Source organism: Deltaproteobacteria bacterium, from assembly GCA_015233135.1.
In the GTDB taxonomy this organism is placed as follows: domain Bacteria; phylum UBA10199; class UBA10199; order JADFYH01; family JADFYH01; genus JADFYH01.
Genome location: JADFYH010000008.1, coordinates 1 through 12,309, shown reverse-complemented (window position 1 = coordinate 12,309; position 12,309 = coordinate 1). Strand labels below are relative to the sequence as shown.

Below are 12,309 nucleotides of genomic sequence, written 5' to 3'. Positions count from 1 at the left end.
AAATTAGTTCAGATTTTTCAGAGATAATACCGTCGCCGTAGTTGAGAGGCCAAAGCCGACTATAGAAGTGAATACAGAAAGCCAACCCTCAGGGGTAAACCTTTTCTCGGGAATAAAAACCACATCTCCCGGATTCAGGATCAATTCAGAATCGGATTTAACTTTTCTGACCATTCCCTTGTTATCCACAATTCGAATCTCTTTTTTCGCCATCTTGGTGGTCCCTCCGGCGATGGCCAGATAGTTGCCCAATTTATAGCTAGGGTTAAAGGCATACGCGCCTGGAGTTTGAACCCCCCCCGTCAAAAAAATCCGATCTTCAAAGGAAGGGTAAAAGAGATTATCGCTGGGAAATTGTTTGATATTGTAATCGAAGGAATTATTCTTGGTGAAGAGATGGGGGATCACGATCACATCCCCACTTTCAATTTTAAATTGGCCCACTTCATCCCCCGATACATCGAGGAGTTGTTTTTTTTCGTCGATATAGCGAATCACCTTCAAAGGCTGACTGGCCGAATAACCCTGGGTATAACCCCCCGCAAGCTTCAGGAGATCCGCAATATTTTTCTCCCCTTTTAGTTCATAGACCCCCGGACGATAAACGCTGCCCTCAATTTCAACCACTTTTTTGCGGATGGGAATAAAAATCACATCGTTATCCATTAAGTAGGGATTGTCTTCTAAACTCCCTTGAAATTTATAGGCGAAGAGATCTACTTTCTTTTGAGTCCCCGGTTTACGGATGGCGATATCTCTCTCCGATCCATTGGGTCTTAAACCGCCAGCCATTTGTAAGGCTTCATAAAGTCTTGAAGAGGCTGGAATTCGGTAAGTTCCGGGACGATTGACTTCTCCCAAAATATGAACTTGATAGATGAGACTCGCACTTCCCAAACTAGTTCCGCCCCCACCTCCTGAAGCGCCTCCTCCACTTCCTCCTGCATTCGAAGAACCCATCAATAAGGTATCATCTCTGATAGACGTAGCAGAGTTTACCCCTGTACCTGCAGCCCCGCCTCCAGAACCCGTTCTAAAACTGGGATTACGAATTTCTTCTGTAGGTCTATTAGTTACCTGAGCCCAAGCGTAATAAGGAAACAAAACTTGCAGTACAAAACTGAGAAGCAGGATTTTTGAAATAGAAATCGAAATATTTTTCATGATGAGCAAGCTGCCTTAATCCAACTAAAACTCGTCTGTCAAAGAGTTTGATTTACAGACTACCGTCGGTTCGAAAAAAAGATATTTTGCTGATCTGATTTTTTAACCCTCTGTTTTTTCAACCTATTTTTCCTGGCACAAGTCCTGCTTTTACTTTCCAACACAAATTAAGGAGCTTTTATGAAAAAAATAATTTTTATTATTCTAGGTTTTACCTTCTTCTCTTCCCTTCAGGCCCTTCAAGCCACTGAACTTTCTTTGAGGCAACTGGAGCAGATTGCCCTCAAAAAGTCGGGGCTGCACCCCGAAGAAGTCTTGAGGTGGAAGAAGCGTGCCCGCTGGTCGGCCTTACTCCCCCGTGTGGTTGCGGGCTACGAGCAAAAAGGGGTGGTGCAAATTAACAACAGCATTCAGGATTCTATCTCGGTCACGAGTTCCAGCGTGAGCATTGGTCCGCCGGATTCCAGTTTGCATCAGGAAGAAGACTTCAATCGTTTCTTCTCGGTAAAGGCCTATTGGGACCTGAACGAATTGATCTTCAACCACGATGAACTCGCGGTCTCCGCTGAGGCGCGATCCCGCAAGTTGGTGACCACACAAATTATTGATGAACTGCATCAGGCCTATTTTGAGCGTAAAAAAATCCTCAGCCAACATCCCGACAAAAAACGCGACGAATTTCCAGCCAGTCTTCAGCTGCGACTCGAAGAGCTGGAAGCAAAATTGGACAATCTCACCGACGGTGAATTTTTAAAATCGCTGGAAAACGAAAAGGAGACTTTATGAAAAATATTTATATATTCCTCTTACTCGGTCTATTCGCCTCTTCCTGTGGGGGCATGCCAGAGCTTACTCCTTTTGAAGGGATCAGCACCAACTATTCGGATCAGGCGAATCCCAGCTCAAGCACCACGCACAACAACAGCCCCACCAGTGCTACTCCTACGGGATCTAGCTCGGGAACCAGCAGCTCTAGCTCCACAAATTCCAAAACAGCTTCTACAAATACTGCTTCCCATCCCACCACAACAAATCCTACAAGTACAACCACTCCCACCTCTACGCCGCTAGAATCACAACCTGCAGGAACCCAGGGAGCAGGGGCAGAGACCCAGCCAGCAACTCCGACAGGCTCTGCTCCGACCCCCGCTGAAACTTTTTTGGTCCTCAATGAAATCCTCTACGACGCCACCGGAAGTGACACCGATGGCAACGAATTCATCGAGTTGTACGGAAGCTCAGAAATGGATATCTCGGGCTATCAGATCTTAATCATTAATGGTTCGGATGGAAAAATTATAGATACGATCAATCTCCCTCAAGGCGCCAAAACCCGAGCCAACGGGCTTTACCTGATTGCCGATTTGCGCACCAACAGTTCCAATTCTTCCAATATTTCAAATGCCGATTTCATGGACAATTTTGATCCTCAAAATGGTCCGGATGCCATCCAACTTCTCTCCCCTCGCGGGGAACTGAAAGACGCCCTGGCTTACGGAGAAGGCGGCGTGGCAGAGGCCTCCAACGGGCTTGCGACAGGCAGAGGCAATCCAGCGCTTGATGTGGCTTCTGGTCACAGCCTCTCCCGAAGGGCTGGCGTGAATACGAATGATAATGCGGCGGATTTTATGGACTTGGAGACTCCGAGCCCGGGGAGTTTATAATGTCGTTACCTGATGAATTCCCGTAGGGGCGGTGCCTCCGTGCCCGCCCGCAATATGGCTTTTCAATTGGATTTGCAGAATTCCAAAGTACATCAAAGTGCGGGCGGGCACGGAGGCACCGCCCCTACAAAAACGGAAATTTAAACAATCGTTAATCAAATTTAGAGCCACATCATGAAAAAATATATCTACCTTCTTCTTTTCACCTTACTCCTCCCCTCCTGCATGGGATCCACAAATTCCGACGTTTTTTCTTCCCGTGCTGCAGGGGAAAACAATTCTTCAAATTCAAGCGCATCCTCATCCGCTGCAGTCACGGAAAAACTCAAGATTACGATTCTCAATGTAGGCCAGGGGGATGCTACTTTTATTGAAAGTCCCGAGGGAAAGACCCTGCTCATCGATGGAGGCAAACCCGGTAAAGGGCGAGAGGTCTTACTTCCATTCTTCAAAAGCAAAAATATTTCCCAACCCGATTTACTGCTCGAGACCCATTACGACAATGATCATATCGGAGCCATTCCCGAATTGATCGCGGGTGAAGATGGGGTGTTAAATTCCAGTGATGATTTCATTCCCAAAGAAGGGGTGTGGGATCGCGGAGCCTATCCGATAGACAGTGCGCCTGCCTTTGGCCCTTATCTGGATGCCGTGCAAAATTTTAGACACTCTTTGATGTTAGGCCAAAAAATAAATTTGGGAAACTCTTTGGAAATTAGCATCATCAGTTTAAATGGCGCCGTTTCTGAGGATTCCTTTGTCGACCTCTTGAGCGAGGGCTTTTATGAAAAGGAAAACTCCAGCTGTGTAGGACTCTTGATCCGTTACAAAAATTTTAGCTATTTGAGCGCAGGGGACCTGAGTGGTGGAGGAAGTCCCGGGGGATTTGAAACCCTGGATGTGGAAAGCTTATTGGCCGAGCAGATGCAAGGGGTGTCTGCCCTCCATGCCAATCATCATGGATCCTCCACCAGCTCGAACGACCTTTATATTCAGACATTAAAACCCAAAGTAGTTTTGTTTAATGTGGGTAATTTTAATGACTATCATCATCCCGATCAAAGCGTCTTAGAACGCTGGAAACAAAGCGGAGCCGCTTTATATCTGACCGAAAAAGGGGCTGGGGGTTTTGTTGCCGGGGAACAGATTGTGGATGGAAACATCGAGCTGGAAACAGATGGAGAAAAGATGTGGGTGAATGGAGAAGAATGTCTATTTTAAAAGGGAAACGACCATGTTACAATTTCAAACGATGCCAACTCAGTCTTTTACAGCGATAATAGAAAAATGTAATCAAACAGGACTTTATATTGCACATGTTCCGGGCATTTCTGGGGCTCACACTCAAGCTCGAACTTTAGATGAACTTAAATCTAATCTTGAAGAAGTGCTCTCTTTAATTCTCGAAGATCATCGCTGTATTCCGCAAAGCGAATTCATTGGGACTCAAACGATCACTCTCCATGTCTAACATTCCAGTACTTAAGGCAAAAGAGGTGATCCGACTTCTAGAGAATCTCGGATTTTACGAGGCACGACAGAAAGGTTCTCACAAACAATTTCGTCACGAAGATGGTCGTGCTACTACAGTGCCTATCCATCCAGGACGGGACCTTTCACCGCTTCTATTACGGCAAATTGCAAAGGATATTGGAATAAGTATTGAGGATTTTCTGAAAAGTAAATTAAATTTCAAACCGTCGTGAGCAACTCAAGAGCAAGGCGCGGAGGGTCCAAAAAAGCGGAGTTTACTACTGTAAATGAGCATTTTTTGGGGTGGTCGGAATCGAACAATGTACGTAATATATTGTATTTGTTAATTTTATTATTTATTAATTTTGCCTGTTGCCCCTAAAGTTGCCCCCAGAATTTTCTATCATTTCGGTTCTTTTCCACCGCAATAGAATTTTTCTGTACGCAAAATTTAGAATTTATTGAGTTTAAATATTTTTCTAAAAATTACATTCACATTACTCATCCAAGAATTTTACGATTAACTTCCATTTCAATAACAAGCTCACGAATTTTTGCATCCTCTTTTCCAGCAATTCGAGCGTTTATTATTTTTGATACTTCGCTTGCTGGCCAACCTACCACTCGTGCTCCTAGGTTTACAGGCTTTGTCCATAAGCCCTGGGAGATGTAAGCGTAAAATAATCCGCCCATTGCTGCATCATCTTTTTTCGTTCTGCTAAGTGCGCTGTGCGATTGTAAGCACGGCCGTTAGGATCACGAACAGCATGAGCCAATTGATGCTCAATAAAATCAGGGCGAACGCCTAACACTTCATCTAAAACTGTTCTAGCCATTGCCCGGAAACCATGTCCGCACATCTCTTCTTTAAGGAACTCCATACGACGCAGCGCTGCCAACACCGCATTATTGCTCATTGGCCTGCTATTCGTTCTTACTCCCGGAAAAACATAGCGTCCGTGACCAGTTAACGACTGCAGTTTCTGTAGAATTTCTATGGCTTGCCGCGATAACGGAACAAGATGAGGTTCTCGCATTTTCATACGAGCAGCAGGGATATTCCATTCCGCTTTTTCAAGATTGATTTCAGTCCATTCTGCATTGCGAAGTTCACCTGGGCGTAGAAACATCAAAGGAGCCAAACGTAACGCGCACTTGGTTACAAAATAACCTTCATAGCCATCTATAGCTCGTAGAAGTTCCCCAATGGCTTTTGGTTCTGTAATCGCAGAGAAATGACGTTCTTTTACAGGAGAAAGAGCTCCTTTCAAATCGCCCGAAGGATCACGATCAACTCTTCCAGTCACGACGGCATATCGGAAAACCTGTCCACAATTTTGCAATACTCGGTGTGCAGTATAACCCACACCGCGATCTTCGATTCGACGGAGCACAGTCAGTAATAAAGGTGCATTAATTTCAGTAATGGGACGGCTCCCTATCCATGGAAAAACATCTTTTTCAAATTGCTGTATAAGGCGACTGCTGTAGAGTTCCGTCCATATCGAAGAATTCTTTGCACACCATTCTCGCGTTATCACTTCAAAGGTATTTGCGGCGAGGTTTGCCTTTGTCGATTTTATAGCTTTTCGATTTTCACTGGGGTCAGCCTCTTTAGCCAAAAGCTTCCGAGCTTCCTCTCGTTTTTCTCGAGCATCCTTTAAACTGACATCGGGATAAACGCCAAAAGAGAGGCGTTTTTCTTTTCCACCAAATCTATATTTTAGGCGCCACCACTTGCCTCCATTTGGGGAAATTTCGAGGTAAAGTCCTCTTTCATCAAAGAGTTTGGTGGTTTTAGAGCTAGGTTTGGCGTTTCGAATTTTAACATCGTTGAGTGACATTTGGGGGCAACTCATTTTTATAATCTTTTGTTGCCCCCACTGTTGCCCCCACAAACTATTGGATGTCAATAAATTCTCTCGGATGATCTTGGACAAGAAATAAAGAAAAAGCCCACATTTACGTGGGCTTAAAGACTTCTTTGAACTCTATTGGACTATTTAAAAATGCCGGTGGTCGGGGTCGAACCGACACAAGCTTGCGCTTACACGATTTTGAGTCGTGCGCGTCTGCCAATTCCGCCACACCGGCAAAAAATAGACATTTTCCAACACCCCCTCTTAAGATAAGAGGGGGAAGGGGGAGTTATGGATTCACTGAATCCAAGACCGCCCTCTCCCAACCGAAAATGTTCTCACATTTTCCCCCTCAAGGGAGAGAAGACTTCTACAGGTAATTCTTCTAAAGGGAAATTTTGTTTTCTCCAATTATCCACTGAACTTGCTGCCCGCACACAGCCTAGGGTACATTTATCCTGGCAGCTCTTATAACTATAAAATTCCCTTTTCAAGTCTTCATAAGCATAATCCATCAAATTTTTACTAAAGGCAGATCGGGTTTGCGAACACCAGCTGACCACGCCGTTTTCATCCACGTAGAGATAGCGCGAACCTGCCCTGCATTTGAAAGGGGCAGAGCCTTTGTGGATCATCTCATCCCGATATTCTGTAAACTCGGGAAAACTTTTAGGGATGAGTGCCTTGATGCGTTCATAGACCTTCAGTTCTTCATTGTTCAATTTCACTTGTCCATCCGGGCCATGAATCAGCAAGACTCGTGGCTTAAAACCCATCTCCTTGGCATACTTGATCACTTCGTAAGATTCTTCCGGAGGACAGGAGCCTACCACCCCGGAGACCACCACATTAAATTTGGCGTATTGTTTCAGTAAATCCAGTTTTTTGCGCAAACTATCTAACACCTTCACGGTGGTTTCATTGGGTTCTACGCCGTCGATAGAAATTTGCATGTCTTGCAAACCCGCATCATTCAAACGTTCGATGAGCTCTTGTTTCAGATAAAAACCATTGCTGATCATGGTGGTCTTTAAAAATTTCAGTTCCTGACGGGCATAGCGGATCAGTTGGGTCAGCTCGGGATGCAGGGTGGGTTCACCGCCGGTAAAACAGATGGAAAAAGAGCCCAAATCCTTTAGCTTTTTGGCACGAGCCTTGAGTAAATCGAGCGAAACGGGATTGGAGGTTTTATCGTACTCGTTACAATATCCACAACTGAGATTGCATCTCCGGATTACCACCAGCTGTGTAAATAGAGGGGCAAAGCTTAGACGCTGTAAAAAATTGAGTTCCATAGGAATTTTCAGCGAGAAGAAACTGCGACTTTGGCTGGATCCAGCTTAAAAATTTCTTTCTTGAAAAAAACAAGAAAAACCCAGGTGACGTTGGCTCCCAAGGCGCTCAAATGAAGAATTAAGGGAAGCTGGTTGAAAAAGGTGAGACCCATAAAAAAGAGGGCAAAAAAGTCACGCTTCATCACGAATCCAAACTTCGTAAAAATTTTTAGAAACGCCCGAGCCTCCTGCTTTTCTTCTTTTTGGATGTCTTTCTGGATCGTCACCAAAGATCCCGAATTGGTGTAACGAACCAGATACAAAAACATCAGGCCCAAGGTAAGCAACACGCCCGCCAGCATGAAAAATGACTCATAAACGTAGAAAGAGCTCCCCGTCTGCCGATAGAGCCCCGTACAAACCCCCAGCAGAAAAATAAAATAAGTAAAATTATCGCTGGCCGTGTCCAGCCACTCCCCCAGTTTGGAGGCACTGAGTTTTAACTTGGACATCTCCCCATCGCAACCATCCAAAATGGAAGACATCTGAAAAAGAAAACCACCCAGGGCCACCTGCCAATAAACCCCTGAAGAAACAAAATAAGCGGAAAGAACGCCTACCAGCGTGACCAAGGCAGTGACCTGGTGGGCAGAAAGAGAAGTCTTGCACAAGAAACGCGAGATAAACAGAGAGATATGTCGATTGATATTTCTGGAGAACCAGCCATCTGTCGGTTTACGCAAGCGTTCAAAGAGGATATCTTCGGCATGTTTCAAGGCCTCGGGGGTATCGACATCCTGCCAAAAATATTCCGAGACATCCACTACCCCAAATTTGTCTTCCAGGCTAAGCGCCTTCATCCCTTCGGAAAGGGAGACGTCCCCTTTTTTGAGATAGCAATTTTCCAACACCTCAAACAATTTGGGACGGCAATAAAAAAGACCTGTGTCGTAGGCATCGAAATCGACCAGATCCTTGGCTATCTCCCGAACCTTCTCTCCATCCAGTTTTACCTTCGTGGCATCGGGCTCATCAAAAATTTCTTTCAGCTTGTAATCGATGCCCAAAAGAACTTCATTCGAGCGAAACGGGGTCTCCAACATTTTCTCAATGGCCTTTTTTTCAAACAGATGGTCCGCCATCATCAAAATAAAATTTCCCTGGATGGCGTCTCTGGCCTTCAAAACCGAAATCCCATTGGCTTTGTGGTAATCGTCATTCTTGATAAAGGTAAGCTTTACCCCCAAGGAATCATCATTTTGAAGGGCGGAGACGATGTCCTCCCCCCGATAACCCACCACGATGACAAAATCGCGTATGCCCGCCTGTTTTGCGGTGAGGATGCTGCGTTTGATGAGAGAAAGCCCCCCTACTTTTCGAAGAGGCTTGGGAATATCTCCCCCAAAACGCTGAATTCGACTGCCATTTCCTGCGGCTAGAATAAGGGCTTGTTTTGGCATGGTGGACCTAAAAATACTATCTAACTCCTGTTACGCGATTTTCATTCCTCACCCTCTCTCTTGACGGGAGAGGGCAGGGAGAGGGTGATGACTGGGATATCGTGTAAGGTGAGTTGCATAATACGAATTACAAAATTAACAGCGAGGCTTAGTATAGCCTAAAAACTCCCGTCAACAACAAAGTATGCCTCAAGGAATACTTGTCTTATTCTCCTTTTTTGTTATCCAGCCCCACTCACCATGAAAAATCTAAAAAATAAATCCATGTTGCTGAGCTATGCCTTTCTGGTTTTAGGGATTAGCCTAGTCATTTGGCTCATCAAACAACTCGGCCCTCAGGAAATTTTATACAATTTAAAGATTCTAGGCTGGTATTTCATCCCTCTCATCTGCCCTTCCCTGCTTACCTTTTTGTTGCAGACCGAGGCCTGGAACGAGTTTTTAAAATCGGTAAACTACCCCCTGCGCTTTGCCCGCTTATTCATGATTAAAGCGGCCGGGGAGGCTGTCAACAACATCAACCCCCTCAATTGGGGGGGAGGAGATCCAGTACGGATTTTACTGCTCAAACCCTGGGTTCCCCCTACTCAGGGAACGGCCAGTGTCGTGGTAGACCGCACCCTCACCTCGATTGCCCTGGTTTTGTTTATGCTGATTGGAATTCTGATTGCGCTGGTGGATTTCGATTTTCCCCTGAATGTGAAAGCCGGCCTGAGCGGCTCGGTTCTCCTGATGTTGGGCCTCACCTATTATTTTTATCACCAGCAACATCAGGGTCTGTTTAGTTTTTTGATTCGTTTGCTGCAAAAACTAAAACTCAAGAAAAATTTTTCTGAAAAAAGTTTACAGCAAGCCGAAGAAGTAGATGGCTATATTTCCCAGTTTTACAAACAGCATCAGGGTCGATTTTTTCTGGCGGTTTTTTATCATTTTTTGACCCGCTTTCTAGGGGTAATGGAGATTTTTCTGGCGGCTTATTTTTTGGGAGCCCCCATTACCTTTGTGGGGGCCTATCTGATGGCCTCGGTGACGGCTATTGCAATTATGATTTTCGCCTTCATTCCTGGCGCAGTAGGTGTGATGGAAGGCACCTACGCCGCCACGTTTCATCTGCTGTCTTTGGATCCCGCCACCGGAACCTCGGTACAAATTTTCAGGAGGATACGCACTTTGCTCTGGGCAGGCATAGGATTTGCTTACATCTCCTGGCAGCAGCGAAGTGTTCCAAAAAACAACACCTGAATTTTTTCAGCTATTTTTGGAGTGGAATCGCTCTTCCATCATCAACCTCTTTCAATTAAACGCTTATCCATACGGTTGGTCATTAAAACTCTCTTCCCTTCTTATTTCTTCAGGAATTAACCCTCTCAAGGCTCTTAATTCATCAGATCCTATTTTGGAACCCAAATTTTGAATCATTGTATTTGCATCATCAACAAAGTCTTCCCACTGTCTGTACGCAGAGAGAAAGTCTCTAAATGAGTTAAGGACTGATTCATCCATTTCACTTTCTAAAGTCCTTGTGAATCTCTCATCCAAATATTCTAACAGGACTAGTTTCGGGCTCAACCACGGTCCGTCCTCCCAAGAGGGCGAGCCGTATTCCATCCTATCTCTTTCTCTTTGATCAAGATATTCTCTGTATCTCTCGGTGAGAGAATTACGTACTTCTTCAGCTATTGCAGATCGAGACCTCTCATAGCTTTGTTCTAATTCTCCTGCTTCAATTGCTATACGGTCCAAAATAGTTGCTCTTTGTTCTTCCTCTAAACGCGAAGAAGCCTGGAGTAAATTTATTAAATAGAGGGAGGAACCTTTTTCTTGTTCTTGTTGTTCTAGGGACCTCCTGAACAACTCTCTAACATGGTCCCCCTCCAACGGAACCGGACTCAGTAGAATATCGATAACATCTGCACGATGTTGAAAAAGTCGTACCTGAGCTTCGGTCAAACGAGAACATTCAAGCAAACGCGCGCAACTGTGAGGACCAAGAGAAGCCGCTATCCGGCTGATAATTCTTGTCCGCAATTCATCCGAAATATCTGAATCTATTCTTAAAGCTATGCTCACCAGTCCTGGGATCGTATTCCTACTTAGAGAATCCGATTTTAATAATCTTTCGATCGTTCTAACACTCACAGATTCAGGCCTATTCTCCATCTGTTCAATAAGCGCTTCTTCTCTGTGTTCAGCCATGCGTTCGAGTAGTTTTGGGCCAGCGATGACAACTACAACTAGAGCAGAAAATGCTAGGACCCCTCCTATTATTGCACGAGCATCATCATCGAGATTACTAACACTCGGCCACCGTACAGGGGCTTCCCCATTCTCATCACAACCTGCCAGAAGCACAAGGCTTGCCAGCAAAGGAGAATAACTTCTTGCTGACCCCCTTACTTCACTCATGAAGCGCGAGACTCTCTGTACTCCTGCCTCTGCAAAGCCCCCCACCGCTCGATTACCGGCATGAAATCCCATATTTCTGAAAAGTTGTGTCCCTGTTAAATGGGCAGCCACCTCCTCCCGACTGAGATGGGCGGTATTAAACAGGTCTGTTCGAAGTGCTGAGGCCCCCGAAAAAAGAAGCCCTCCACACAAGACATCCAGGGGAACCCGAAGATAGAGGGGCAACGCTTGCATCAAGGGATGCAGGGCCCAGTTGCCCGCATGCATCAGCGAGAAATCGGTTGCGGAACCTGTCACATGAACTAAAGAGGCTCCCGGATTAGCCGAGGAAAGGGCCCCTGTGAGAAGAGAAAACACAGAAGCATTTGCCAGCATCCCCACAGTGCCAGCCAGGGCCCGAACTCCAATTCGGGAAGAGGCATTAAAAAGTTGCCCCAGCGCCAAACGCTCCACCTGTTGCACACCAAAAGAAGTGAGCACTTGCCGACTGGCAAAGGAACCTACAGCCCCCGCAACCATGCCTAACACAAACATCTTTCCAACTTCCTTTGCCATTTCCGAGGTCAAAACCTCTGTGCGGACGGTGTGCGTGAGGTCTGTCAAGGCATGAGTCCAAAAAGAAGAAGTGCGAAGCTCGCTGCCTCTGTTTCGAATTTCATGCATCAAGTAAGAAGCTTCTTCTCCGAGAATTGAAAGCAAGTGCGGGGTATTCTCTGCAGGAACAACCAGAGGTGGAGTGGGAGAGACTGGGTGAGAGGATGAATTCCCCCCAAGCAAATGGACTTGATAACGCAGCATAAAAATCCCTTCTGTATTAGTGTCATTGGACCCACCCCGGAGTTATCGGCAGGCCTCCATAAAAGTTGCTAAATCTTTTGAAGGCGGATGCATTTAATTACTGGGGGTAAAAAAGAGCAAAAAGTAAGGAAAGTTTAATTTTGCTTAGAGATAAAAAGAAGGCGAGGATTTCTTGGTTTGAAAAGGACAAGAAAGGAGCCTCGCCTATGAT

General features: G+C 45.5%; 12 protein-coding genes and 1 tRNA gene. 6 read left to right on the top strand and 7 right to left on the bottom strand.

The window, feature by feature from the left end; all coding sequences use genetic code 11:
* Positions 1-3: 3 nt before the first annotated feature.
* A complete protein-coding gene (locus HQM15_03755) occupies positions 4-1,164 on the bottom strand; it encodes an SLBB domain-containing protein (protein ID MBF0491874.1) in 1,161 nt (386 codons plus the stop codon).
* 180 nt (positions 1,165-1,344) lie between these two features.
* Between HQM15_03755 and HQM15_03750 the strand changes: the two genes are divergently transcribed.
* The 5 genes from HQM15_03750 to HQM15_03730 all read left to right on the top strand — a co-directional run bounded on the left by HQM15_03750 (position 1,345) and on the right by HQM15_03730 (position 4,534).
* On the top strand, positions 1,345-1,950 hold the full coding sequence (locus HQM15_03750) for a hypothetical protein (GenBank protein MBF0491873.1): 606 nt from the start codon (positions 1,345-1,347) through the stop codon (positions 1,948-1,950).
* Complete coding sequence (locus HQM15_03745; GenBank protein MBF0491872.1) at positions 1,947-2,828, top strand: lamin tail domain-containing protein; 882 nt, start codon at positions 1,947-1,949, stop codon at positions 2,826-2,828. The genes HQM15_03750 and HQM15_03745 overlap by 4 nt, the downstream gene beginning before the upstream one ends.
* A gap of 174 nt (positions 2,829-3,002) precedes the next feature.
* On the top strand, positions 3,003-4,049 hold the full coding sequence (locus HQM15_03740) for an MBL fold metallo-hydrolase (GenBank protein ID MBF0491871.1): 1,047 nt from the start codon (positions 3,003-3,005) through the stop codon (positions 4,047-4,049).
* A 31-nt stretch (positions 4,050-4,080) separates the two neighbouring features.
* A complete protein-coding gene (locus HQM15_03735; protein ID MBF0491870.1) occupies positions 4,081-4,299 on the top strand; it encodes a type II toxin-antitoxin system HicB family antitoxin in 219 nt (72 codons plus the stop codon).
* Positions 4,292-4,534, top strand: coding sequence for a type II toxin-antitoxin system HicA family toxin (locus tag HQM15_03730; protein ID MBF0491869.1), 243 nt, complete (start codon positions 4,292-4,294; stop codon positions 4,532-4,534). Before HQM15_03735 ends, HQM15_03730 begins: the two co-directional genes overlap by 8 nt.
* A gap of 268 nt (positions 4,535-4,802) precedes the next feature.
* On the opposite strand, the gene HQM15_03725 is transcribed toward HQM15_03730, so the two are convergent.
* From HQM15_03725 to HQM15_03705, 5 genes are all read right to left on the bottom strand, one after another.
* Positions 4,803-4,994 (bottom strand): transcriptional regulator, encoded by a 192-nt coding sequence (locus HQM15_03725; GenBank protein ID MBF0491868.1) that lies wholly within the window; start codon positions 4,992-4,994, stop codon positions 4,803-4,805.
* A complete protein-coding gene (locus HQM15_03720) occupies positions 4,940-6,145 on the bottom strand; it encodes an integrase arm-type DNA-binding domain-containing protein (GenBank protein ID MBF0491867.1) in 1,206 nt (401 codons plus the stop codon). Before HQM15_03720 ends, HQM15_03725 begins: the two co-directional genes overlap by 55 nt.
* Before the next feature lie 166 nt (positions 6,146-6,311).
* Positions 6,312-6,395, bottom strand: a tRNA-Leu gene (locus HQM15_03715).
* Positions 6,396-6,498: 103 nt separating this feature from the next.
* Positions 6,499-7,455, bottom strand: a complete 957-nt coding sequence (locus HQM15_03710) for a radical SAM protein (GenBank protein MBF0491866.1) — start codon at positions 7,453-7,455, stop codon at positions 6,499-6,501.
* A gap of 8 nt (positions 7,456-7,463) precedes the next feature.
* The gene (locus HQM15_03705; protein MBF0491865.1) at positions 7,464-8,894 is read right to left on the bottom strand and encodes an NTP transferase domain-containing protein; all 1,431 of its coding nucleotides are present in this window, start codon (positions 8,892-8,894) and stop codon (positions 7,464-7,466) included.
* A 240-nt stretch (positions 8,895-9,134) separates the two neighbouring features.
* Between HQM15_03705 and HQM15_03700 the strand changes: the two genes are divergently transcribed.
* The gene (locus HQM15_03700; protein MBF0491864.1) at positions 9,135-10,136 is read left to right on the top strand and encodes a flippase-like domain-containing protein; all 1,002 of its coding nucleotides are present in this window, start codon (positions 9,135-9,137) and stop codon (positions 10,134-10,136) included.
* A gap of 63 nt (positions 10,137-10,199) precedes the next feature.
* Here the strand turns inward: HQM15_03700 and HQM15_03695 are convergent, their stop codons facing one another.
* Positions 10,200-12,098, bottom strand: a complete 1,899-nt coding sequence (locus HQM15_03695; protein ID MBF0491863.1) for a hypothetical protein — start codon at positions 12,096-12,098, stop codon at positions 10,200-10,202.
* Positions 12,099-12,309: the final 211 nt, after the last annotated feature.